Origin of the sequence: Pseudomonas sp. RL_15y_Pfl2_60 (genome assembly GCF_963970595.1) — a bacterium.
Taxonomy (GTDB): Bacteria; Pseudomonadota; Gammaproteobacteria; order Pseudomonadales; family Pseudomonadaceae; genus Aquipseudomonas.
Genome location: NZ_CAXAOE010000002.1, coordinates 664,994 through 689,436 on the forward strand (window position 1 = coordinate 664,994; position 24,443 = coordinate 689,436).

General features: G+C 57.5%; 25 protein-coding genes and 1 riboswitch. Of the genes, 7 read left to right on the forward strand and 18 right to left on the reverse strand.

Annotation, left to right across the window (positions count from 1 at the left end; genetic code table 11):
- Positions 1-2: 2 nt before the first annotated feature.
- The 17 genes from AACY26_RS08160 to ttcA form a co-directional block, all read right to left on the reverse strand.
- On the reverse strand, positions 3-1,481 hold the full coding sequence (locus tag AACY26_RS08160; protein WP_339512805.1) for a cobyric acid synthase: 1,479 nt from the start codon (positions 1,479-1,481) through the stop codon (positions 3-5).
- Positions 1,478-2,470: a threonine-phosphate decarboxylase CobD gene (gene cobD / locus AACY26_RS08165; RefSeq protein ID WP_339512807.1), complete on the reverse strand. Its 993-nt coding sequence runs from the start codon at positions 2,468-2,470 to the stop codon at positions 1,478-1,480. Before cobD ends, AACY26_RS08160 begins: the two co-directional genes overlap by 4 nt.
- Positions 2,463-3,371 carry an adenosylcobinamide-phosphate synthase CbiB gene (gene cbiB / locus AACY26_RS08170; protein WP_339512809.1) on the reverse strand — a complete coding sequence of 303 codons (909 nt, stop codon included), beginning with the start codon at positions 3,369-3,371 and terminating at the stop codon, positions 2,463-2,465. Before cbiB ends, cobD begins: the two co-directional genes overlap by 8 nt.
- Positions 3,368-4,168 (reverse strand): cobalamin-binding protein, encoded by an 801-nt coding sequence (locus AACY26_RS08175; RefSeq protein WP_339513125.1) that lies wholly within the window; start codon positions 4,166-4,168, stop codon positions 3,368-3,370. The genes cbiB and AACY26_RS08175 overlap by 4 nt, the downstream gene beginning before the upstream one ends.
- On the reverse strand, positions 4,165-4,809 hold the full coding sequence (gene bluB / locus AACY26_RS08180; protein WP_339512811.1) for a 5,6-dimethylbenzimidazole synthase: 645 nt from the start codon (positions 4,807-4,809) through the stop codon (positions 4,165-4,167). The genes AACY26_RS08175 and bluB overlap by 4 nt, the downstream gene beginning before the upstream one ends.
- The gene (locus tag AACY26_RS08185; RefSeq protein WP_339512813.1) at positions 4,806-6,098 is read right to left on the reverse strand and encodes a cobyrinate a,c-diamide synthase; all 1,293 of its coding nucleotides are present in this window, start codon (positions 6,096-6,098) and stop codon (positions 4,806-4,808) included. Before AACY26_RS08185 ends, bluB begins: the two co-directional genes overlap by 4 nt.
- Entirely contained in the window at positions 6,095-6,706 is a 612-nt protein-coding gene (gene cobO, locus AACY26_RS08190) for a cob(I)yrinic acid a,c-diamide adenosyltransferase (protein ID WP_339512815.1), read from the reverse strand. The genes AACY26_RS08185 and cobO overlap by 4 nt, the downstream gene beginning before the upstream one ends.
- Positions 6,703-7,272, reverse strand: coding sequence for a hypothetical protein (locus AACY26_RS08195; RefSeq protein WP_339512817.1), 570 nt, complete (start codon positions 7,270-7,272; stop codon positions 6,703-6,705). The genes cobO and AACY26_RS08195 overlap by 4 nt, the downstream gene beginning before the upstream one ends.
- A gap of 57 nt (positions 7,273-7,329) precedes the next feature.
- Positions 7,330-9,180, reverse strand: coding sequence for a TonB-dependent vitamin B12 receptor (btuB, locus tag AACY26_RS08200; RefSeq protein WP_339512819.1), 1,851 nt, complete (start codon positions 9,178-9,180; stop codon positions 7,330-7,332).
- Positions 9,181-9,309: 129 nt separating this feature from the next.
- A riboswitch (cobalamin riboswitch) is annotated at positions 9,310-9,539 on the reverse strand.
- An 85-nt stretch (positions 9,540-9,624) separates the two neighbouring features.
- Positions 9,625-9,945, reverse strand: a complete 321-nt coding sequence (locus tag AACY26_RS08205; RefSeq protein ID WP_339512821.1) for a hypothetical protein — start codon at positions 9,943-9,945, stop codon at positions 9,625-9,627.
- Positions 9,946-9,966: 21 nt separating this feature from the next.
- The gene (locus AACY26_RS08210; protein WP_339512823.1) at positions 9,967-10,629 is read right to left on the reverse strand and encodes an O-methyltransferase; all 663 of its coding nucleotides are present in this window, start codon (positions 10,627-10,629) and stop codon (positions 9,967-9,969) included.
- Between the two features lie 46 nt (positions 10,630-10,675).
- Complete coding sequence (locus AACY26_RS08215) at positions 10,676-11,194, reverse strand: C40 family peptidase (RefSeq protein ID WP_339512825.1); 519 nt, start codon at positions 11,192-11,194, stop codon at positions 10,676-10,678.
- Between the two features lie 41 nt (positions 11,195-11,235).
- Entirely contained in the window at positions 11,236-11,880 is a 645-nt protein-coding gene (locus tag AACY26_RS08220; RefSeq protein ID WP_339512827.1) for a C40 family peptidase, read from the reverse strand.
- Between the two features lie 137 nt (positions 11,881-12,017).
- A complete protein-coding gene (locus tag AACY26_RS08225) occupies positions 12,018-12,623 on the reverse strand; it encodes a C40 family peptidase (protein ID WP_339512829.1) in 606 nt (201 codons plus the stop codon).
- Between the two features lie 45 nt (positions 12,624-12,668).
- Positions 12,669-13,457 carry an NAD-dependent deacylase gene (locus tag AACY26_RS08230; protein ID WP_339512831.1) on the reverse strand — a complete coding sequence of 263 codons (789 nt, stop codon included), beginning with the start codon at positions 13,455-13,457 and terminating at the stop codon, positions 12,669-12,671.
- A gap of 34 nt (positions 13,458-13,491) precedes the next feature.
- Complete coding sequence (locus tag AACY26_RS08235; RefSeq protein WP_339512833.1) at positions 13,492-14,163, reverse strand: DNA-3-methyladenine glycosylase I; 672 nt, start codon at positions 14,161-14,163, stop codon at positions 13,492-13,494.
- A 61-nt stretch (positions 14,164-14,224) separates the two neighbouring features.
- Positions 14,225-15,049 carry a tRNA 2-thiocytidine(32) synthetase TtcA gene (ttcA, locus tag AACY26_RS08240; RefSeq protein WP_339512835.1) on the reverse strand — a complete coding sequence of 275 codons (825 nt, stop codon included), beginning with the start codon at positions 15,047-15,049 and terminating at the stop codon, positions 14,225-14,227.
- Between the two features lie 160 nt (positions 15,050-15,209).
- On the opposite strand from ttcA, the gene AACY26_RS08245 reads away from it, so the two are divergent.
- From AACY26_RS08245 to AACY26_RS08260, 4 genes are all read left to right on the forward strand, one after another.
- A complete protein-coding gene (locus tag AACY26_RS08245; protein WP_339512837.1) occupies positions 15,210-15,818 on the forward strand; it encodes a DNA-J related domain-containing protein in 609 nt (202 codons plus the stop codon).
- A 166-nt stretch (positions 15,819-15,984) separates the two neighbouring features.
- Complete coding sequence (locus AACY26_RS08250) at positions 15,985-16,584, forward strand: Yip1 family protein (protein WP_339512838.1); 600 nt, start codon at positions 15,985-15,987, stop codon at positions 16,582-16,584.
- Positions 16,585-16,698: 114 nt separating this feature from the next.
- A complete protein-coding gene (locus AACY26_RS08255; protein WP_339512839.1) occupies positions 16,699-17,199 on the forward strand; it encodes a SprT family zinc-dependent metalloprotease in 501 nt (166 codons plus the stop codon).
- 173 nt (positions 17,200-17,372) lie between these two features.
- Positions 17,373-18,107 carry a S1 family peptidase gene (locus AACY26_RS08260; protein ID WP_339512841.1) on the forward strand — a complete coding sequence of 245 codons (735 nt, stop codon included), beginning with the start codon at positions 17,373-17,375 and terminating at the stop codon, positions 18,105-18,107.
- A gap of 61 nt (positions 18,108-18,168) precedes the next feature.
- On the opposite strand, the gene AACY26_RS08265 is transcribed toward AACY26_RS08260, so the two are convergent.
- Positions 18,169-19,350 (reverse strand): CaiB/BaiF CoA transferase family protein, encoded by a 1,182-nt coding sequence (locus AACY26_RS08265; RefSeq protein WP_339512843.1) that lies wholly within the window; start codon positions 19,348-19,350, stop codon positions 18,169-18,171.
- 322 nt (positions 19,351-19,672) lie between these two features.
- Here AACY26_RS08265 and AACY26_RS08270 point away from each other — a divergent pair, with 322 nt between their 5' ends.
- The 3 genes from AACY26_RS08270 (at position 19,673) to AACY26_RS08280 (ending at position 24,437) form a co-directional block, all read left to right on the forward strand.
- Positions 19,673-22,063, forward strand: coding sequence for a glucose/quinate/shikimate family membrane-bound PQQ-dependent dehydrogenase (locus AACY26_RS08270; RefSeq protein WP_339512845.1), 2,391 nt, complete (start codon positions 19,673-19,675; stop codon positions 22,061-22,063).
- 94 nt (positions 22,064-22,157) lie between these two features.
- A complete protein-coding gene (locus AACY26_RS08275; protein WP_339512847.1) occupies positions 22,158-23,318 on the forward strand; it encodes a lactonase family protein in 1,161 nt (386 codons plus the stop codon).
- 120 nt (positions 23,319-23,438) lie between these two features.
- On the forward strand, positions 23,439-24,437 hold the full coding sequence (locus AACY26_RS08280) for an AraC family transcriptional regulator (protein WP_339512849.1): 999 nt from the start codon (positions 23,439-23,441) through the stop codon (positions 24,435-24,437).
- Positions 24,438-24,443: the final 6 nt, after the last annotated feature.

Below are 24,443 nucleotides of genomic sequence, written 5' to 3' on the forward strand. Positions count from 1 at the left end.
CATCAGCTTAATCCGCACAAGTTTTTAAGCACGGCGCAATCAAGATGCGCCTCGACCATATCGGCCAGCCGCTCGATATCACGCTCGCGCAAGGCGTGATAATCGATCTCTTCGACCTCGCTCAGGCCCGCCCAGCGCAGCAGCGCCGAACAGGCTGATGGCGACTCGAACAAACCATGCAGATAAGTCGCCAGAATCTGCCCATCGGCGCTGACGGCACCGTCGCTGCGGCCATCATCCAGCTCGATAGCGGGCGCCAGCACAGGGTCGATTACGCTGACACCGGCATGAATTTCATAACCACTAATGGCCGCGCCGCTCGCCCGCAATCGCCCAGACACATTGCGTAATTGCTTGTGCGACTCAAGCACGGTCTCGATACCCAGCAAGCCCAGGCCCGCGCTGTTGCCAGGCGTGCCTTCGAGCCCATGGGGATCATCAATCTGCTTGCCGAGCATCTGCAAGCCACCGCAAATCCCCAGCACCTTGCCGCCGTAACGCAGGTGCTTGGCAATGGCCTGCTCCCAGCCCTGTTCACACAAGAATGCAAGGTCGGCACGCACCGCTTTCGAGCCCGGCAGGATGATCAAATCGGCATTGGGTATCGGCTGGCCCGGCCCGACAAAGGTCAGCTCGACCTGTGGATGCAGGCGCAGCGGGTCAAAGTCGGTGTGGTTACTGATGCGCGGCAGCACCGGCACTATCACCCGCAGTACCTGCTCGGTTTTACTGATTTGCCGGGTATCGATTGCATCTTCGGCTTCGAGGTGAAAATCCATCAAGTAGGGCAACACCCCCAACACCGGCTTGCCGGTGCGCGCTTCGAGCCAGTCGAGCCCAGGTTGCAGCAAGGCGATGTCGCCTCGAAAGCGGTTGATCACAAAACCCTTGATCCGCGCTTGCTCGCTTTCCGAGAGCAGCGCCAAGGTGCCGACCAGATGGGCAAAGACTCCGCCTTTGTCGATATCGGCAATCAGGATGACCGGGCAATCGACCGCTTCGGCAAAGCCCATGTTGGCGATGTCGCCCTCACGCAAATTGATTTCCGCCGGTGAGCCAGCCCCTTCGACCATGACCACCGGATAGGCGCTGCGCAAACGCTGGTGCGACTCCAGCACGGCGCTCATCGCGACCTTCTTGTAATCGTGATAAGCCAGCGCATCCATGCTGCTGATCGCCCGGCCATGAATTATCACTTGCGCGCCGGTATCGCTGCTCGGCTTGAGCAATATCGGGTTCATGTCGGTATGCGGCGCCAAGCCGGCGGCCTGCGCTTGCACGGCCTGGGCGCGACCTATTTCGCCACCATCGGCAGTCACCGCGCTATTAAGCGCCATGTTTTGCGGTTTGAATGGCACCACGCTCACTGCTTGGCGCCGCAACCAGCGGCACAGCGCAGTCACCAAGGTGCTTTTCCCGGCGTCGGAGGTGGTGCCCTGCACCATCAAGGTCGCGCCGCCCGGCGGCTGATTGTTATTCATCGCAAACTCTCGTTGAATGCCTCAAGCGCAGCGGCCAGACGCTGCCAGCCGGATTCATCGGCAGGCAGTCCAAAACGCAGGCTTTCCGGCTGCTGGAAGTGACGCAGCAAAATGCCTTGATTGGCCAGATACTCATGCAGTTGCGAGGCTCGCTCAGTTGCAACCCACTGGAACAGAGAGCACCCGCCCAGAACGGGTAAACCTTGGCTTGCCAGCAATTCAGCAAGGCGCCGCGAATCATTGATCAAGCGTTGGCGTTGCGCCGACTGGCCCTCAAAATCCTTGAGCAAGGCCGTTGCCAGCACCCGGGTCGGCCCACTGATCGGCCAAGGCCCGAGCATCTCGGCCAGATCTTGCAACAAGGGTTGCTGCGCCAGCACAAAGCCCAGACGCGCACCGGCCATGGCGAAAAACTTGCCAAACGAGCGCAGTACGATCAGCCCCCGCAAATGGCTAAAACGGGCCAGGCTTTGCTCTGGGGTGCAGTCAATAAAGGCTTCATCCACAACCAGCCAACCGCCGCGTTCGGCAAGACGCGCGTGCCACGCCAGCAATTGCTCAGGATCGATAAGACGCCCAGTCGGGTTGTTCGGATTGACCAACACCAACACATCCAGGCGATCAATGGCGCGATGAATGCTGGCTTCGCTGAAGCTCAGCAACTTGTGCCCGTGGCGGCGCCATGCGGCGGCATGTTCGGCATAGGCCAGCGGCAACATGCCGACCACCGATTTACGGCGTAGCCGGGGTAGCGCCTGAATAGCCGCTTGCGAACCGGCCACGGCTAAAAGCGTACTGCAGCCATAATAATCACGTGCCGCAGCTTCCAGGCCATCTTCGGTTTCTGGCAAGCGTTGCCAGGCAGATGCAGGAATATCAGGCAGCGCCCAGCCATAGGGCGCAATACCGGTAGACAGATCCAGCCAATCCGGTAGCGCGATGCCGAATTGCAGCGCAGCCAGGCGTAAGCGTCCGCCGTGCTCAAGCACTGAACAATTCCCACGCGCCCAACAGCAGCAGCCAAAGCAACACGCCACCCCAAACCAGATTAAGCGCCCGCTCGATATCAGCGGCACGCGCCTGCGGCCCAGCACCCAGATCAGGCCGCTGGTGCGTCTCGCCCCGATATTGCGCCGCACCGCCCAGTTGCACATTCAAGGCACCTGCCCCAGCCGCCATGACCGGCCCCGCATTTGGGCTGTCCCACAGTGGCGCCTGCTGACGCCAGCAACGCAAGCCCAGGCGCGTATTGCCGAGCAATGCATAGGTCAGGGCAACCAGGCGCGCAGGAACATAATTGAGTGCATCGTCAATCTTCGCAGCGGCCCAGCCGAAGCGTTCATAGCGCTCAGTACGATAGCCCCACATCGCATCCAGGGTGTTGCTCAGGCGATACAAGACTACCCCGGGCGCCCCCGCGACGATGAACCAGAACAGCGCTGCAAACACCGCGTCGCTACCATTCTCAAGCACTGATTCGGTTCCCGCTCGCGCCACGCCATTCGCGTCGAGCTGCGCCGTATTGCGGCTCACCATATAACCCACACGCTCACGGGCCTGGCTTAAATCCCCCAGGCGCAATGCCTGTATGACTGGCCGCGCATGCTCACCCAGACTGCGCAAGCCCAAGGCAATGTAGAGCACGGCAATTTCGACAAACCAGCCAAAGGCTGACACCTGGCTGAGCAACCAGACCAAGAAGGTCAGCGGCACCACGGCAAGGCACCAGGCGCTGACACCATGACTGCGCCAGCCAGCGCCCGACGGATTAAACCGCTGCTCAATGCGCTCGGCCCACTGACCAAAAGCCACCAAGGGATGCCAACCTTTGGACTCACCAAAGACTGCATCCGCCGCCACGCCTGCAACAGTGCTAAAAAACAAACTCATCCTCGCGCTTCTACGCAACCTCTTATCAATGCCTGTAGCTGCTGCACGCCATCGGTGAGTGCAGCAGGACCGGGCTGGAGGATATCTGGCGATTTGATCTCATGCAGCTGTTGATTGCGCACAGCCGGAATATTTTCCCAACCAGAACGTGCAGCCACCTGCTCAGGACGAAAACGCTTGCCACACCAGGAGCCAATAATCAGATCGGGAGCACGGCGCACCACCTCGCTCGGATCGGCGATAATGCGCTGTTTGGCAGCCTTGAAATGCCCCAGTTCGGCAAAGCAGTCTTCCCCGCCCGCCAGCTGGATCAACTCACTGACCCAGCCAATACCGCTGATCAACGGTTCGTTCCACTCCTCAAAGTAAACTTTTGGACGAAACGCCAAGTGTTCGGCAGCTTGTCGAACTTGCTGCAGACCCGCCGTCAACTCAGTGACCAACTGGCTGGCGCGATCATTGGCATGTACCAACGCGCCAAGGGTTTCGATCATGCGCAGACAACCATTGATATCACGTTGATTAAACAGGTGAACCTCCAGCCCGGCACGGGCCAGATCCGCAGCGATATCCGCCTGCAAGTCGCTGTAACCAAGCACCAGGTCTGGCTGCAGGGCGATAATCATCTCCAGCCGAGCGCTGGTAAAACCGCTGACCTTGGGCTTTTCCTTGCGCGCCTGCGGCGGTCGTACAGTGAAGCCGGAAATACCTGCAATACGCGACTGCTCGCCGAGCATGTACAGGGTTTCACAGGTTTCCGTAGATAAACAAACGATGCGTTGTGGGCCGACCATCATGCTCCCCATTGGTTCTCAAAAAGCAGTTCGCTCAGCTCGCGTGGCTGTGCCCAGCCTTGTGCTTGCAACATGGGTTGCTGATAAAACGCCTCTACAGGTCCAAGACACAAAACGGCGAGCGGCTTACTGCCAGCGGGCATGCCCAATAGTTTGCCCAGTGCAGCAGGATCAAAAAGTGACACCCAGCCCATCCCCAAGCCTTCAGAACGTGCGGCCAGCCACATATTTTGAATCGCACAGGCGACAGAGGCTAAATCCATCTCGGGCAACGTGCGGCGCCCGAAAATATGCGCCTCACGCTGGTCCATCAGCCCGACGACCAACAGCTCGGCGCATTCGCGAATCCCCTCAACCTTGAGCCGCATAAACGCGTCAGAACGCTCATTGAGTGCTTCAGCCGTGCGCACACGCTCTTGTTCGACCAACCCAGCAATCGCCTCGCGGGTTTGCGCCTGGGTAATGCGGATAAAGCGCCAGGGCTGCATCAAACCTACGCTCGGTGCCTGATGTGCGGCTTCAAGCAGTTTGGCTAGCAGTTCAGGAGCGACCTGGCCGCCGCTGAAATGACGCATATCACGCCGCTCGGCAATCACCCGATAGATCGCCGCACGCTCTGCGGCGCTGTAGGCATGCTCAGTCATGGTCGGAACAGCTCAGCAACTGCCCGCGGGTTGGAGGCGAAGTAGAAATGAATGTACGAAGCGGTCAATCGTCCCTGACGGTAAACCGCCTCGCGGGTACGCCGGTAATTGGGGCACTCGCCACGTGCGATCTCAGGCAGTTCGCCTTCAAGCGAGGAGTGATGAAAGCTGTGCCCACGCAGCGCGCCCTCAGGCAACTCGACTTCTTGCAAGGCCAGCGCAGTCAAGCGCGGTTGCAACGTCGCCCGCCCCTTGAGCAAGCCCAACATGGTGCCGGTCTCGCCTTGCTTGTCGGTCAGGGACTCAAGCAGATAAAGCATGCCGCCGCACTCGGCCAACAGCGGTTTGCCTGCGCCATGATGCTGCCTGATCGCCGTGGCCATATCCTGGTTTGCGGCCAGTTGCTGCAAGTGCAACTCGGGATAGCCACCGGGCAAATACAAGCTATCGGCCTGGGGCAATGCACTGTCTTCAAGGGGTGAAAAGAAGCACAGGCTGGCGCCGAGTTGGCGCAGAACATCGAGGTTGGCCTGATACAAAAAGGCAAATGCAGCATCCCGCGCAACGGCAATCCGCACGCCAGCCAATAAGGGCTCGACGGGATGCACCTGAGGTGCTGAAAACTCAATCGGTGGCGGTAACTCAACCTGCGCACTGGCTGCCAGCGCATCTGCCGCAGCATCTAAACGAGCATCCAGATCCGCCAACTCATCGGCCTGCACCAACCCCAGGTGTCGGCTTGGCAGCTCGATATCGGCACTGCGCGGCAAGGCGCCATACCAACGAATCGACTCAGGCAATGCATCGGCCAGAATATGTCCATGACGCTCGCTGCCAACGCGATTGGCCAAAACCCCGGAAAATGGCAAGCCAGGCTGGAAACTGGCCAGCCCATGAGCCAATGCGGCAAAGGTCTGCGCCATGGCCGAGGCGTCGATGACCGCCATGACCGGCACCGCAAAGTGGCGGGCAAGATCAGCAGCCGAAGGCGAACCATCGAACAGGCCCATGACTCCTTCGATCAAGATCAAATCGGCATCGCCAGCCGCTTGCCACAACAAACGGCGGCTCTCGGCCTCGCCAACCATCCATAAATCCAACTGGTACACCGGCTGGCCAGAGGCGCGCGCCAGGATCATCGGGTCAAGAAAGTCCGGACCGCACTTGAACACCTGAACCCGTTTGCCTTGGCGCGAATACAAACGTGCCAGCGCAGCGGTAACCGTGGTCTTGCCTTGCCCGGAAGCAGGCGCGGCGATCAACAGTGCCGGGCATTGGCGGGCAGTCAAAACTCAACCCCTTTCTGCGCCTTCACCCCCGCTTTGAAGGCATGCTTGACCAGCGTCATGTCGGTCACGGTATCCGCCGCTTCAACCATTCCCGGCAAAGCACCGCGTCCGGTGACGACCACATGCTGCAACAGCGGCCGGGCTTCGATATCGGCCAGCACGGTTTCAAGTTCAAGGTAGCCGTACTTCAGCGCAATATTGAGTTCATCGAGTACCACCAGTGCAACGTCTGGATCCTGCAGTAACTGCGCGGCAACCGCCCAGGCTTCACGGGCTTTTTCGATGTCGCGCTGACGATCCTGGGTTTCCCAGGTGAATCCCTCGCCCATTACGTGATAACTGACTTCATCTGGAAAACGCCGGAAGAAGCTTTCTTCACCCGTGCTCGCCGCCCCCTTGATGAACTGCACGACACCGACTTTATAGCCGTGGCCCAAGGCCCGGGCGACCATGCCAAACGCAGAACTGCTTTTACCTTTGCCGTTGCCGGTATGCACCAACAACAGGCCATATTCATCTTGGGCCTGAGCGATTTTTTCGTCGATCAGGGCTTTCTTGCGCTCCATTCGCGCCTTATGCCGGGCATCGCGCTCAGTTGACTCGCTCATGACTGCACCTCAGATTTACGCCCGGCGAACGCTGCATGCAGACCGATATAAAAGACGCTTGCAACGCCCACATACAAAGCCAAAGTGGTCAGATAACGTGGGTAGTAAACCGCGATGCGCTCGCCCAACTGAGCCAGGCTTGGATCCGGGTAACGGCCCGAGAAGAACAAAAAGCCACCACCGGAAAACAGGTAACAAACAAAGGCACTCACCGAGACAACAGCTGCCAGCAACAGCAGGTTGCTCAACTGTTGGCGGTGCATGCCAGCATACAAACGGCCACCCAACCAGAGTGAACCGTAGGCTGGAACCAGCATCCAGTAGGCGGGAGACATGCACCAGTCACTCACGCCCGCCCATTGCACGGCAGCCATATCGAGCAAAGACGCCTCGATAAACAGTGCAGGAAATACCCAACGCGGTTTAAGCAACACACCCGCCAGAAAGAACACAGCCCAGGATGCGCTGGGCAGGTTGACCGTGGCGAAATGCTGACCTCGGGTCATGGCCATCAAGGCAGCAAGTGCAATGCCGACCAGCAACTGGTTACGCGGTGAAAGGTTCATCTTCTTCTCCTGTTGGTAGCCCAAAACGCCCTGGGACGTTCTGGGCAGTTTTGTCCGCTAGAGCGCTTGGTAACGCACGCTGAAATACACAGCCTGCCCTGGCTGGTTGTAGCCTTCGGCAGTTTCATAATCGGCACCGAGCAAGTTTGCCACCCGGCTTTGCAGGCGCCATTCCTCGGTCAGGCGATACTCACCGCGCAGGTCAACCGTGGCGAACCCCGACAGCTCCTTGGTGTTGGCCAAGTCGTCATAACGCTGCCCTTCAGCGTGCACAGTGCCGCCGATGCTGAACTTGCCAATCCGGCGATCAACGTCAAGGTTGAACAGTTGCTTGGCCCGGCGCGCCAATTCGTTACCATCATTGGCTCCGCTCGATTGGTTTTCCGGGTCCATCAGGGTGTAGTTGGCGCTCCAGTCGAACCCCAGCAACTGACTGGCGACTACTAGCTCAACACCATTGATGCGGGCTTTATCGACGTTTGACGGGCCCTGAACCGAGGAGTCGTAAGCAATCAGGTCGTCAATTTCATTGCGGAAAGCATTAACCGACCAATGTCCCCAGGCGTGCTGGCCGGTCAGGCCTATTTCCAGGCTTTCCGAGGTTTCAGCATCCAGATTTGGATTGCCATAATCGGGAAAATACAACTCGTTGAAAGTCGGAGCCTTAAACGCAGTGCCGTAACTGACAGTGCTGCGCAACCAATCGGTCAGGGCAAAGCCATAAGCGACGTTGCCGGTCTGGTGATCACCGAACTGCTCGTTATCATCGCGGCGCAATGCCACTTGCCAGTCATGGCGCCCCACATCGCCCAAGTACTGGATGAAGTAGCCATTGTTGTCACGCGAGTCACTGTCGTAATCGGTGCTGCCGCTGATTTCATCGCGTTGGTAGTCAGTCCCCAGGGTCAGGGTTTGGCCCTCGGCAATGCTCAGGTCGTTCTGCCAACTGGCGGTATCGCGGCGACTGTCAAAGCGCGAATTGAAGCTACCGTCGGTATAGGCATCGGACTTGTCTTCACTGCGCCCCGCTTGCAAGGTGACTTGCCAGATATCGAACGGAGCGAAACGGGCGCGGGCGCCATAGACATTGGATTCGCCATCGGCATTGGCGTTGAAACCGGAAGTGCGGCTGCGGTTAACACTGTCGTAATCGTTATGCGACTTGGCTTTAAGCACATTGCCGTCAAGCTCAAGGCCATTATCGAAACGATAACCAGCACTCAGGCTGCCCGACAGGTTGCGATAGCCATCGTCGTCGCTTTCATAACCGCTGACATTGGCTGATTTAACGTTGATGCCGTCGGTGTCTGAACTGCTGACCCCAACGCTGTACCAGGCCTTGTCATCGCCACCAGAAACACCCGCGCTGCCGGTGTAAGTGTCGTGGGTGCCGTAACCCGCCGAGAAGAATGGCTTGGCGCCGCCACTCTGGCCTTTGCGGGTAAAGATCTGGATAACCCCACCAATGGCTTCCGAGCCATAAAGGCTGGAACGTGGACCGCGCACCACTTCAATCCGCTCGATCAGCTCAAGTGGCAGATCCTGCAAGGCTGCGCCGCCTGAACTGACAGAGCCGATCTTGACCCCGTCGATCATCACCAACACATGGTCAGACTCTGTGCCGCGCATAAACAGCGAGGTCGACTTGCCCGGCCCGCCGTTATTGGCCAGTGAAACACCCGGGACCTTGCGTAATAGTTCAGGAACGGAATTGACCTGGCTTTGCTCGATCTCCGCGCGATCGAAGACGGTGACGGCAGACAGGCTCTGTTCGGCCGTTTGCGCCGTGCGCGTGGCGGTAACCACGGTATCGTCAAGCTGGTTCGGCTCTGCTGCGAAAACCTGGGAACCGCTGGAAACGCCGCACAGCACGACTGCTGCCGACGTCAAAAAGGACTTGCTCTTCATTGTGTATGCTCCGCCGCTCTCACCCGTGCGACATAGGCTGGGAAAGGCATACGGAGAACAGCAGAGGCATAAACCACAGGCACGCAAGAACGTACAGAGGGTACTACGCCCGACAAAGCCCTCCGCGATGCCGTGAACATGCGACAGGCCGGTCTCCGGGCTTACGAGCAGCGTACTGTTGCCAGCACAGCTACAAACGCACCTTCCCATGCGAATGCACAGTGGTTGAAAAAGCGTTTGGTTTGACTCGTTTACCGTTGCGGGGGCAGCGTCGGAATTGTTAGGCGTGGACACGCGAAACGCACCGACTTCCCTGTTTCACCCTGTAAATACAGGGCACCTGAAGCAAGTCGCGCAGAGTAGTGACTTGCGAGCAGAAGGTCAAACAACAATGCGCGAACAACATGCGATTGCCTGACTTCGCTGGAAAACCATCAAGACGGGTCAGTGACGGGGATGAAAACCCGCAGGCTTGGCCGCCAACCAGGCAACAAAGGTACTCAGGCGCTCATCACTCAATAGGCGTTCCTTATTGTTGTAAGTCAACGCCAGCTCCTTCTCGGTGAATAAGCGATGCACCTGGTTATGGCAGGCACGACACAGCCACAAGGTTGCAGTGATGCGCTCGCTCTTGGCGTAGCGCTTTTGCACATAGGCTTTGTTATGCAGAGACTTGGGGATCAAGTGATGGCGAGTCAAGGGGGCATTGCGCGCGCACAGCTCACAGGCAGATGGCTGCGTGGGCAAGCGAAGCGGTTCAGGCATAGCGGACTATCTCTACAGTGTTTAGCGCTTGCGACAGAGCGTCAGCCCATCGCCCAGCGGCAGCATCGACAAATCAATTCGTCTGTCATTTTTAAGCTGCAGGTTTAGCGCTTGGATTGCACGGGTATCCGCGCTTTGCGGCGCCACCTCAAGCACTCGTCCACTCCACAGGGTATTGTCAAAAAGCAGCAGGCCAGCCGGTTTGAGCAACCGCAAGCCACGCTCGAAATACTCGGGATAATTGGCTTTATCGGCATCGATAAAAATCATATCGAAGGTCTCGGCTAGCCCCTGAGCTTCTAGCTCGGCCAGGGTTTGCAAGGCTGGCGCCAGGCGTTGCTCAATACATCCACTGACCCCAGCTTGCTGCCAATAGCGCTCGGCAATGGCGTTGTAGTCTGCTGGCAAGTCGCAGCAGATCAGTTGACCGCCGGCGGGCATTGCCTGAGCCATGCAAATGGCGCTGTAACCAGTGAAGGTGCCAACCTCGATGATGCGCCTGGGTGCGAGCAACTGGACCAGCAGCGCCATGAACTGACCTTGCTCAGGCGCTATTTGCCAGCGCGCATTGGCCAGCCCGGCAGTTTCGTCACGCAATTGTTTAAGCAACTCCGATTCACGCAGCGATACATCGAGCAGGTATTGGTAAAGGGACTCATCAAGATTGAGCGTTCGATTGGTCATTATCTTTCCGGCTCTCAATAAGCGGGCTCCCTAACACGCTGGCTGCCTACAGGTTATGCGCAAGCTCAGGGCTAAATACCCGCTTGGCATCCAGGTAGACACCCTGCCAATAGCTGTTAGCCAGGCTGTCGAGGCGCACAGTGCCACCACTGGAAGGCGCATGTACAAAGCGGCCCTCACCCACATAAATGCCCGCATGGCTGACTTTGCTGCCGCCACTGGTGGCAAAGAACACCAGATCGCCACTTTGCAGGTTGTTGCGACTGACATTTTGCCCGCGCATCCGACTCAGTTGGCTGGTGGTGCGCGGCAGGCTGATACCAGCAACATCCCGGTAGACGAAGCCTATGAGGCCGCTGCAATCGAAGCCGCCGTCGGGCGTATTGCCGCCATAGCGGTATGGCGTACCGACCAAGCCAATCGCTCGGATCAGTACATCGTCAGCATTACCATTGGCGGCGGGGTTGGTTATTCGCGGGACAGGTTGCGGTGTCGGGGGATGACTGGAGCAGGCGCTGAGCAGCGCTGCAAGAGATAGCAATGCAATGCGGATCGTTCGAGTCATGCGAGGCGCACCTTATTCCCTAATGCGCCTACTCTGCCGCGCTATCGCTTATGACGCAAGCGTGAGCGTGATGCGAGCACAGGTTGGCTGCGCGAAGCTTTATGTGCTGAAAGCACCGTTCGCGAGAATCCACCCTTGTGATTCAGCTCAGAGCGAGTACGCGAAGCCAGCATCGGCTGGTCCCGCGAGCCATCACCTTTAAGGAAGCGCTTGGCCCCGATGTAGTGACGCGACCAGTAGCCACTGCCCAACTTGCTGATACGGATGCTCTTGCCAGTGCGTGGCGCGTGAATGAACTGCCCCTCGCCGATGTACAAGCCCATATGGCTGACGCGCCCACGTCCATTGTGATTGAAGAACACAACATCGCCTGCACGCAGGTCGTTCTTGGCAACCTTGGGCGCCTTCATCTTGATCATCTGCGCTGTGGTACGCGGCAGGTGGATATTCGCCTCGCTACCGAAGAGGTAGACAATCAAGCCACTGCAATCGAAACCACGACGAACATTGGTGCCGCCCCAGCGATAAGGCACACCGATCAATTCTTGCGCACGGCCAACCACCGCAGCGGCTTTTGGTAAAGAAGCCTTTTGCGCACTGAGGTGTTTCTCTGTGGCCTGCGCAGAAAAACTGGCCAAGAGCCCAAAGAAGCAACAAAACAAAATACTGAGTAGAGACCTGCGCATTACGAAACCCAAACAGCAACAGCGGTTGCGGATGCCAAAAAAGTGAAAAAACAGTACGACCCATCCGGGCCAAGCGCCCGCAGAAAACCAGTACCACCAAAATGAAAAAGGCGCCGAAGCGCCTTTGCACACACAACTTAACGAACAGTAACTCCCTGCCCGGTTGAAGCCATCGCCAGTACGCGTTTGGCTTCCATGTAGTTTCGCTTCCAGTAGGGGCTTTGCAGGCTGTCAACCCGGACCCCGCCACTGCGCCGGCTGGCAGAGTGGATAAATTGATCATCACCCAGGTAAATCCCGGCATGGCTTACACGGCCGCGACCGTTGGTGCTGAAGAACACCACATCACCCGGTTCCAACTCATCACGCTTAACAATAGGCGCATCAAGATTGATCATTTCGCGGGTGGAGCGCGGTAACTGCATGCCCGCTTCTTCTTCGAACAAATAGCCGATAAAGCCACTGCAATCGAAGCCTGACTTGACGCTGCTACCGCCCCAGCGATAACGCGTACCAACCAAGGAAAGACCATGTTCGAGAATACTGTCGGCCAGTTGCGGCAACTGATAAGACTTCTGCGCAGCAAGCGCATCAGTGAAATCAGTAAAATCTTCCGTCGCCGGATTAACTGCCTCAGCCAGAGGCTCAGGCTGATTGACTGGTGGTTGCGGTGCCTGGCTAGCACAGGCTGCCAGAAGAACCGTAAGTGCAATAGGCACGAGGGGTGCGAAGCGTTTTAGCATGGGCACAGCCGTGTCGAATTTAATAAATTCGCGAGACTATGCCTTCTATGGCGTCGATTTGCAAATTCTATCGCCCGAAATGTGACTTAGCAGTTGCGGCAAAACATCTAAGGCCTTCCCGGCTATGTAGACATCAACAGCGTCGCTCAGGTCGGTTCGCGAAGGGTTTATTTCCGCCGTGAAGCCACCAATGGCCCGGGTTCGCAGCACCGGTTCGGCAATATACGCGAAACTGGCGCTGGTGCCGATGCTCAATACCAAATCAAAGCCCTCGGCCAACTGTTGATAGAGCATGGCGATGGCTTTTTCCGGCAGCATCTCTTCAAACAACACCACCGGCGGGCGCATCAGCCCTGCGCACTGCCGACAAAGAGGCGGTAAGTCCTGCTCCAAACGAGCGGCCAGTTGATTATCCTGCAGCCCACATGCCTGGCAATACAATGGCGCAAGCTGGCCGTGAATCTCTATCAGCCGCTCTACAGGGCTGCCTGCGGCACGATGGAAGCCATCGATATTCTGGGTCAGCAGCCAGCATTGTGGCTTGAGCCTTTGCAGCTCGGCGATGGCCTGATGCCCTGCGTTAGGCTGCGCACCAAGGCAGGCCCGACCCAGTTCAGCCAGGTACTTCCAGCACAACGCCGGGTCGCGCTGCAGCATTGGCCCGCTAAGCGCGACTTCGATGGGCACACCTTCGTCGGTATTGCCGTTATACAGGCCGCCAACGCCACGATAGGTCAGCAGGCCGGAATCCGCTGAAAGCCCCGCACCCGTGATAATCAGCACGCGCTCGGCGCATTTAAAGGCTTGGGCCAGTTGTTCGATTTCGCTCAGCATCATCCACCCCTGCCGCCGCGGCAAATGGTCGCATTCAATGATTAACCGTGTAGGCCAACATCGTAGACAACTGACACAACGGCCGCCCGCTTTGCTCATGCCAGGCATTGAACGCCGCCTGCACCTTTGCCAAATCCCTGAGGCTGGTCGGGACCTTGTCGATAATGCCCTGCGCATTCAGCGCCGCGACCATGTCATTGGTCGGTACAAAGGTATCTTTACCGACCATGCGTAAAAATCGTGGCGCCGACAAACCACCCATTTGCGCGCCGTGCTTGGCGATGTACTTCCACAGGCCAACGATATCCGTCACCGGCCAGCTGGCGATCAGCTCACCAAAGCTGCCCTTTTCGTGGCGCACATCGAGAATAAACTGGGCATTGCGTGGCACGCTCTTGAGCTTGCCCAAGTGACGAATAATGCGCGCATCCTGCATCAGGTTTTCAATACGCTCGGCGCCCATCAGCACCACTTTTTCCGGGTCGAACCCAAAGAAAACCTGCTCAAATGCGGGCCATTTGGCGTCTATCACACTGTGCCGCAAGCCTGCGCGGAACACTCGCAAGCTCATCACCGACAGATAGCGGTCATCACTGATGCTACGCAGATGTTCAGCCGACTCAGGCCGAGGCAAGTGCGCCTCAAGCGCGGCGGCGGAGCCAAAACGGTTTAGACAATATTCATGGAGCCACTTGTAGTCGCGCATGCATTACCTTTGTGAATTGTGTGAGCGCTGCCGGCTGTTGCTTGCTGCCCAAGGCGGTTCCTCAGAGGTTCATCACATCCACAAACCGTGGCGTCGCCCCCTGATCGATCTTCAAGCTGGCGAAGTCAAATAACTCCCGGTCAGCCAGTTGCGAAGGCACAATGTTCTGCAGGGCGCGGAACATGATCTCGGTACGTCCCGGGGTTTTACGCTCCCACTCCTGCAGCATTTCCTTGACCACCTGACGTTGCAGGTTTTCCTGCGAGCCGCACAGGTTGCACGGAATGATCGGGAACTCTTTCAACGTCGAATAGGCTTCGATATCCGCCTCGTTGCAGTAGGCCAGCGGACGAATCACCACATTGCGCCCATCATCTGAACGCAGCTTGGGCGGCATGGCCTTCAAGGTGCCGCCGTAGAACATATTGAGGAAGAAGGTTTCCAGAATGTCGTCCCGGTGATGGCCCAGCGCCATTTTCGTCGCACCGATTTCATCGGCAAAGGTATACAGCGTGCCTCGGCGCAAGCGCGAGCACAGCGAGCACGTCGTTTTGCCTTCAGGTATCTTTTCCTTGACCACCGAGTAGGTGTCTTTCTCGACGATGTGGTACGCCACACCAATGGAGTCCAGATAGGCTGGCAACACGTGCTCGGGAAAGCCGGGCTGCTTTTGATCCATGTTCACGGCGACAATTTCAAACTTGATCGGCGCGACTTTCTGCAGGTGCAGCAACACGTCGAGCATGGTGTAGCTGTCTTTACCGCCCGATAGGCACACCATTACCTTGTCGCCATCTTCGATCATGTTGTAGTCGGCAATGGCTTCGCCAGCCTGACGACGCAGACGTTTTTGCAGTTTGTTCTGATTGACCGAAAGGGTGCCCATGGTGCGCTGGTGTCCGCATAGAAATACTAAAGCCCGACAGTTTACCTAGATTGGGCGCGCTGCCCTACCCCCATTAAGCAAATGAGACTTTGCACACAGTTACCGCGGCCCAACTTGATCATCCGCTGCCAGCGGGCGGCACAGTTGGTAGGCTTAGCCCATGACTGAAGCCCTTGATCCAACACTCGATTTATCCGAGCAGGTGCTGGGCCTGCTAAAGGCCGCACCCGAAGGGCTGAGCGAGTACGCGCTCATCCAGCAGCTAAAAGCCCTGCATTCAACGCACATTCCCAATTTGCCGCTAACCGACAAGCTGGCTTTGTTTCGCACACATTTTGTGCTGTTTAACGCACTCTATCGACTGCGTGATCAGCTTTGGCGTGAACAGGCTGCCGAGCTGCACATCAGCGCAATCTTGATCGAGCTACGGCCCTATCCGGACAATCTGCACCCAGGCGAGCAAAACCTGGGCGAGCACGACCCCTTGCGCAGCTATTACCTGGATATGGCCAACTTGCGCGGAATGGAAGAGCGCGATGTTGAAAAGTTATTGGCGAGTTTCTGGACGCGAATGCAAGGTGGCGATGAGAAATTGGCTGCACTTGAGCTATTCGAACTTCAACACAGCGCTGAAGCCCTCGATCTTGCGCGAATCAAGCAGCGCTATCGACAGTTGGTCAGCATCCACCACCCGGACCGGGGCGGCAATACCGAGCGGTTGCAGTCGATCAACAAAGCCATGGAAATTCTTACGCGCTATTACCAGTGAGCTGTACAGAGCAATTTGCTCTAAGCCAATACCCCTCATGATCGCCAGCCTCTGCCTATACTGCGACATACGGTCGCATTTAAATTGGCCTGTACCCGGCAACGCTGCTCATGCGTCTCGGGCACTTCGCTGGGGGGCGATCGGATAACAAGAGGAGGTGCCTGGTATGATCCACCATGTTTGGGGGCTCTTCACCCATCCCGACCAAGAATGGCAAGAAATACGTGGCGAGGAAGAATCCATCAGCCACATGTATCTCACCCATGTACTGGTGCTTGCAGCCATTCCCGCAGTATCGGCCTATATCGGAACCACGCAGGTTGGCTGGTCCATCGGCCAGCGCGAACCGGTGATGCTGACCGAAAGCAGCGCCCTGTATCTCACCATAATGTCCTACATCGCCATGCTTGCCGGGGTTGCAGTCATGGGCGCGTTTATCCATTGGATGGCACGCACCTATGACGCCACGCCATCATTCACCCGCTGCGTGGTGTTCGCCGCGTATACCGCGACCCCGCTATTCATAGGAGGTTTGGCTGCGCTTTATCCGCATATGTGGCTGGGTTTGGTGCTCGGCACCGTTGCCATTTGCTACACGGTTTACTTGCTCTACGTCGGTATTCCAACCTTTATGAGCATTCCCGAGGATGAGGGCTTTATGTTCTCAAGTTCAGTGCTCGCCGTTGGCTTGGTGGTGCTGGTAGCAATGATCGCCGCATCGGTCATCTTCTGGGGATTGGGAATTGGCCCTGAATACACCAACTGATCACTAGCTGAAAACCACTGACGAAACCACCAACCGGTGGTTTCGTCGCTTAATAGCTGCTGAAACAGCTAGGCACGGGCATAATCGGGGCTCTGATTAGTTGCTGTGAAGCCAATGCCCGAGCAGATCCACGACCGTGTAGAAGCCTGTTACTTACAAGCTGAGGCCTTCTTCAAGCGACCTTTCCCGCGCCCGGAAGTCAGTTTCAAGCTGCGCGGACAAAAGGCTGGAGTCGCCCACCTCACGGAGAATAAGCTGCGTTTCAACCTGCAGCTCTACCGTGAAAATCAGCAAGATTTTCTAAAACAAACCGTCGCCCACGAAGTCGCCCACCTGATTGCCCACCATCTGTTTGGCTTGAGCATCCAGGCCCATGGCGAAGAGTGGCAACTGATCATGCGCGGCGTTTACGAACTGCCGCCCCACCGCTGCCACAGCTATGAAGTCCAGCGGCGCCAGGTGCAGCGTTATATCTACCGTTGCACCTGCCCGGACAGCAAGGGTGAATTCCCCTTTTCGGCCCAACGCCATGCGCTGGTCGCCAAAGGTCGGCGCTATTTCTGTCGGCGCTGCCGGGTGACGCTGAGCTTCACCGGTGAGCAACGCGTCGAATAATCCCCGCAACGCCGCGCTGTTGTTTTTCGCACAGGCCTGGATGGCAGCCAATTGCAGCCGAGCCAAATCGCTAGGTTGCGGCCTGACCGGCACTATTGCGCAAAATGCCCGTCAAACCCCCATGCATGCCCGCAAGGTGCATACTCACTTTTTCTTTGCGCAAGGACAGGCTAATGATCGAACCCATTTTGCTGACGGCCACTCGCTTATCGACCTTTGACCAGGAACGTCACCTGACCAACGCCACAGGCTTTTACTTCGAGCGTGATAATCGACTTTTTTTGGTGACCAGTCGACATGTGGTGGTCGATGCAGCAACCGAGCATTACCCCAATCGCATTGAAATCGAGCTGCACACCGATCCAGACAACATTGCACAGTCAATCGGTTTCTCGATCCCCTTGTACCTGGATGGCAAAAGCATCTGGCGCCAGGCAGAGGATGCCACGGGGGAAATTGATGTCGCGGTCATCGAGCTCGACCGCACCGCCCTGCCCGAGCAAATGTTCTATCAGGCCTACACCCCGGCGCACTTGCAGCATTCGCTGGACCAGGTCGAAGTCGGCAGTTCAATGCTGGTGGTTGGCTTTCCACTGGGTTTCCACGACACCTTGCACCACATTCCCGTGGTCAGGCAGGCGGTTATCGCATCATCGTTCGGTCTCAGGTTCCAGGGCGAAGGCTACTTCTTGAGCGATGCCCGCACCCACCGCGGCATCAGTGGGGCACCGGTGGTAATGCGTGCCACCTCGGAGCAAAAGGACAGTCTTGGCGGATTACCCTGGGTGCTGCTGGGCATCCACTCGGCACGTCTGGATGTCGGCACCCGCGACCTTGAACTGGATGAGGCCTTGGGGCTCAACTGCACCTGGTACGCCGACGTGCTGATGACCCTGACCAAGAACTAGGGAATCGCTGAGCCGTGGCGTATTCAGGCTCAGCCAACCCCTGCACCAAATGGCTTGCGGCTCATATTGCAGCTTTGCTGGCCTTTAGATCTGCGATTTGCTGCTCGCTGTAACCCAGTTCAGCGAGCACTTGAGCGGTATGCGCGCCAACCTCAACCCCAACATGCCGGGGTGCGGGCAGTCCAGCAGAGAACTTGATCGGACACGCTAACTGTTTTTGCGCCGCCAGGCCTTCACGCGGCACTTCTGTGACCAAGCCGCGGGCCTTTGCCTGCGGATGCTCACAGGCCTCGGAAAAGCTCAGCATCGGCTCGACACAGGCATCGATTTGCGCAAAACGCTGGCATAGCTCCTCGAAATCGTGCTTCTCGAATTCGATCTCCAACTCGCGCTTGAGCGCCTGCTGCTCTTCGGGCTTTGCCGACAAACCCGATGCTGCCAACTCGGGACGGCCAATTGCAGCACAAAACTGCTGCATAAATTGCGGTTCCAGACTGCCCACCGAAATCCAACGCCCGTCCCGGGTGCGGTAGTAGTCATAGAAACTGCCGCCATTGAGCGCCTGCTTTTGCATTTCCGGCTCAACACCTGCGGCTAAATAGCCCGCACCCGCCATGGCATTGAGGCTGAACGCGCAGTCCGTCATGCTGATATCTACATACTGGCCTTCGCCTGTAACATTGCGCTGGATCACCGCCGCTAAAAGCCCCATCACGCCATGCAGCGAGCCGCCTGCTAGATCAGCAAGCTGCACGCCTAGCGGCAAAGGCCCGGACTCGCTGCGCCCGGTGTAACTGGCAACCCCCGCCAGGGCCAGATAGTTGATATCGTGTCCCGCACGGTCCTTGTAAGGCCCGGTTTGCCCGTAACCGGTAATGGAGACATAGATCAGCCTGGGGTTTATCGCCTTCAAGGCTGCATAGCCAACCCCGAGCTTATCCATCACCCCGGGCCGGAACTGTTCAAGCACAATGTCATAATCGACAACCAACTGCTTGACCACCTCAACCGCAGCGGCTTGCTTCAAGTCCAGGGCAATGCTGCGCTTGTTACGGTTAAGGTAAGCATGACTGGCTGAAACCCCATCAACATGAGGCGGCAACACACGCACAAGATCGGTCCGCGTTGGCGACTCAACCCGCACTACCTGCGCGCCCATGTCAGCCAATAGCAGCGAGGCAAATGGCCCCGGAAGCAAGGTCGAAAAATCCAATACTTTTAACGAAGCAAGCGGACCGGTCATTGCAACTCCTTGGGTCTGATTATTGTGCTCGACACAGTCATGGTGATGCAGGCTTGGCCACACCTATACTGCCAATACAGTGCCTGCTCAGCCTAGACTCAGTATATAAGCGCCTCAATGACGCATGTGCTCAGCCTGCATTGACTGTTTCTGTCAGGTATTATGGACAGCTGTGACAAACTATTACGAACAGCGATTTAACAGTGCGCGTGATAGCAAAATGCTCTACAGCACTGAACCAATCGCAGTTCAGGCATTCCGATAATCTGTATCGATGCCAAACTGTTAACACCCTTGTTAATCCCCAAACAGGAGCTTGTATATGCGCACTGCAGGTGCACGGAATCGCGGCCGAATACCCGCCAAATTATTGGCCGGGCTTTTGCTCATCATGGGCTTGGCATTACTGATTGGAGGCATCCGCCTCGGCCTGCTGGGTGGTTCCTGGTATTACTTGCTCGCTGGCATCGGCGTTAGCCTCAGCGGCTTCTTCCTGTTCCGGCTGCATCCGGCAGTGATCATTATTTACGCGATTTTCCTGTTCGCCAGCACTGGCTGGGCGCTTTGGGAAGTTGGCCTTGACTGGTGGCAACTGGTGCCACGCCTGTCGTTGTGGTTCGCTATCGGCTTGGTGCTGTGGCTACCCTGGCTACGTCGCCCGCTACAACCGCAACCTGTCGGCTTGGCCAACGGCCTGCTCGGTGCCTCGGTGGTGCTGGCCGGAGCCGTGGCGGTTGCCAGCCAGTTCACCGGGTATAACGGTGAAATCAAGGGCGAACTGAGCCGCGCCAGCACTGATGTAAAAAGTGCTGCGCCACAAATGCCTGACGGCGATTGGCAAGCATACGGCCGCACCAGCTTTGGTGACCGCTACTCACCGCTGGGCCAGATCACCCCAGAAAATGCCAATCAGCTAGAGCTGGCCTGGTCTTACCGTACAGGTGACATTCCAGGACCAAACGACCCGCAGGAAACCACAGCTGAAAACACCCCACTCAAAGTCAACGGCATGCTCTATGTCTGCACACCGCATAGCCAGGTGATTGCACTCGACCCAGACAGTGGCAAGGAAATCTGGCGCTTTGACCCCAAACTCAGCACGCAAAATGCTGATAGCTTCAAAGGCTGGGCGCATATGACCTGCCGTGGGGTTGCCTATCACGAAGACAAGAGCGCAGCTCAAGCCGGTACTTCACCTGAGCAGAACGCCTGCCCACGCCGTTTGTTCCTGCCTACAGCCGACACCCGCCTGATGGCGATCAACGCCGACACCGGTAAGGTCTGCAGCGACTTTGGCGACAATGGCACCGTTGACCTGACCGCCAACATGGGCAGCTTTACCCCAGGCGGTTACTACTCCACTTCGCCTCCTGGCGTCAGTGGCGACTTGGTGATCATTGGCGGCCACGTGACTGACAACCTGTCGGTCGACGAGCCTTCCGGGGTCATTCGCGCCTACGACGCCAAAGATGGCCATCTGGTGTGGAATTGGGACAGCGGCAAACCGGATGCCACTGCACCGATCGCCGAAGGTGAAACCTACACTCGCAACTCGCCGAACATGTGGTCGGTGATGAGCATCGACGACAAGCTCGGCCTGCTCTATCTGCCGATGGGCAACCAGATGCCCGACCAATGGGGTGGCAACCGCTCTGAGGCATCAGAAACCTACAGCGCTGGCGTGACAGCGCTGGATATCAAGACCGGTAAAGTCAGCTGGACTTTCCAGATGACCCATCACGACTTGTGGGACATGGACATTGGAGGCCAGCCAACCCTGGTCGACATCAAGACAGCCGATGGCGTTAAGCCCGCGCTGATGGCCTCGACCAAGCAAGGCAGCATCTATGTGCTTGACCGTGCGACGGGCAAGCCTATTGTTCCAGTCAAGGAAGTACCGGTTCCACAGGGCGCCGTCGAGGGCGACTTCACTTCGCCGACGCAACCCATGTCGGACCTCCACTTTATGCCGAAAACCCTGACTGAGAAGGACATGTGGGGCGGCACGCCATTTGACCAGATGCTTTGCCGCATCCAGTTCAAGTCACTGCGCTACGAAGGCATCTACACCCCGCCATCGCTGCAAGGCTCAATTGTCTATCCCGGCAACTTTGGCGTGTTCGACTGGGGCGGTATTTCCGTTGATCCCGAGCGTCAGATTGCCATCGTAAACCCGAACTACATGGCGTTTACCTCACAACTGGTACCGAGCGAAGCCGTTGAAGGCGGCCCGGCGCGCAAGAGTGAGACCGAAGGCGTGCAGCCAAACAAAGGCGCGCCCTATGGCGTGATTCTGCAGCCACTGCTGTCGCAACTGGGCCTGCCATGCCAGTCGCCACCTTGGGGCTATATCGCGGCGGTCGACCTGACCAATCACCAGGTTATCTGGCAGCACAAGAACGGTACGGTTCGTGACAGCTCGCCTGTTCCCTTGCCGCTGCCGATGGGCGTGCCAAGCCTGGGTGGAACCATCACCACTGAAGCTGGCGTTGCCTTCCTCAGCGGTACGCTCGACCAGTATCTGCGTGCCTACGACGTGCGTAACGGCAAGCAGCTTTGGGAAGGTCGCCTACCTGCTGGCGGCCAGACCACGCCGATGACCTACACCGGTAAAGACGGTCGTCAGTATGTGCTGGTGGTTGCCGGTGGTCACGGTTCGCTCGGCACTAAGCAAGGCGATTATGTAATGGCCTTTGCACTGCCGAAAAAATAACAGCGCTCAGACCAGCTGTTTCAACATCAAAAGAGGGCCGCAAGGCCCTTTTTTGGCTTGAGGACCTTCTGCAAAAGCCAGCCAAGGAGCCTGCATGTTCAAACCCTTCGCCCTGCTGCTAAGCATTTCCAGCCTAAGCGCCTGCACCACGAGCCCCGCCATGCCCAACCCATACGACCTGTTGATCGGCAGCTACACCCAAGGTGCCAGCCAAGGCATTTATCGTTATCGCTACGACGCTAAAACAGGTCGTATCAAGGACCAGCCCGAACAGGTCATCAGTGCGGACAACCCATCGTTCCTGTTGTTGTCCAAGGATCAATCCAGGCTGTTCAGTGTCAACGAAAATGGTCCGGGGCAAGCAGCTGACATAGGCCAGGCCAGCAGTTTTTCAATTGAGTCGAACAACCACAGGATCACGCCAATCAACCGCGTCGATAGCGGCGGTGATGAACCAACCCATGCCAGCCTGAGTCCCGACGAACGCTTTATGTTCGTCGCCAACTATGCGGTTCAGCCTGATCCGGGCGGCAGCCTCAGTGTTTTACCACTGAGCCCTGATGGCACCTTGCACGCGCCAAGCCAGCGCTTCAACCACTCGCCCAGCCATGTGAATAAAGAACGCCAGGCCAGCTCACACGTACATGCGGTGGTGATGAGCCCTGACCAAGAATATCTGTTTGCCTGCGACCTGGGCGCTGATCAGGTATTTGCCTATCGCTACAATCCCCGGTCCGGTTCGAATAAACCCTTGAGCCCCGCTGGCTCGACCGCCTTACCGCCTGGCAGCGGCCCGCGTCACCTGCTGTTCAGCGCGGATGGCAAGCGTGCCTACCTGACGCTTGAGTTGAGTAACCAGCTTGCGGTCTTCGACTATGCGCAAGGCACACTGAGCCAACAACAGCTTATCGACCTCAACCCGCCAGATATCGGGACCGCAGTTTATGCCGCGGGCGCCCTGCACAATTCGGCGGATGGGCGATTCTTGTACGTGGCCACACGTGGGCCAGTAAGCCAGATACTGGTATTTGCCACAGGCACAAGCCTTGAGCTGGTGCAGCGGCACGCCGTAGAAGGTAAAGAGCTGCGCGAGTTCAGCATCGATCCCAGCGGAAACCAGTTGTTGGTTGCCAACCAAGGCAGCAATGAGGTGCTGGTGATTGCCCGTGATCCACTGAGCGGGAAACTGGGCGAAACGCGTCAGCGACTGCAAGTCGGTAACCCATCTGACCTGGTGTTTATCGGCGCTGATTGATAGCAAAGCATGCGCTGAATCGGCCATTTCAGCGCATGCTTGATGATCCTCGCGTCAGCACGCTTGTCCCTGCCGGGCCTGGCTGGCACCATCGGGCAGCCGTCATCAGGGAACCGTTTCATGAGCGAACGAACCATCGCCAGCCATTTTGTTCGCGCCGCTATCAACGGTGCAAAGCGCCATGGTTATGACTGTTCGGCCTTGCTGCGCCAACTCAATATCCAACCGGCGCTGCTCGACGAACCAAGAGCACGCATCGCCCCGGAGCAGTTCGCCCAGCTTATCCAGCGACTTTGGGAACTGCTCGACGACGAATACCTCGGTTTCGGCAGATACCCGAGCAAACGCGGCACCTTCGCCATGATGTGCCACGCCATTATTCATTGCCGTTCGCTGGAAAAGGCCCTGAGTCGCGGCGCTCTGTTTTATAGCTTGTTTCCCGAAGCACCGGGCATTCAGATCAGCCATGAAGGCGAGCTCGCTTGCCTCACCGTAGACGACTCAAGGCTGGATGATCCTGAGCACTTTCTGGTCGAGTCATTACTGGTTATCTGGCATCGCCTGGGCAGTTGGCTGATTGGCCAGCATATCCGTCTGGAGCAAGCCACCTTCAGTTACCCCAAACCAGAGCACGAACCCCAATACAAACTGCTGTTTCCCTGCCCGCGCCATTTCGATACGCAACGGACTTGCCTGTACTTTCACAAACGCTATCTGGCGATGCCCTTGCTGCAGGACGAACGCACGCTCAAGCATTTCCTGCAGCACTCACCGGCAGACCTGCTGGCCCGCCCCGACAGCGGACACAGCCTGACCAGCCAGATCAGGCGCTTGCTCGGACGGGACTGCAGCGAATGGCCCGACCTTGAGAATGTGGCGCAGAGGCTTCACATGAGCGCACAAACCTTGCGCCGTCACCTGCGTGAAGAAGGCAGCAGTTTTCAGGAGTTGAAAGACAACCTGCGCCGCGACCTGGCGATCTATCACCTGAGCCGCAATGAAATTTCGATTCAACTGATTGCCGAACAGCTCGGCTTTTCAGAACCCTCGGCTTTTCACCGTGCCTTTAAGAAATGGACTGGCCTGACGCCTGGTGCATACCGCTCTCTGGAGCAGTAATCCGGT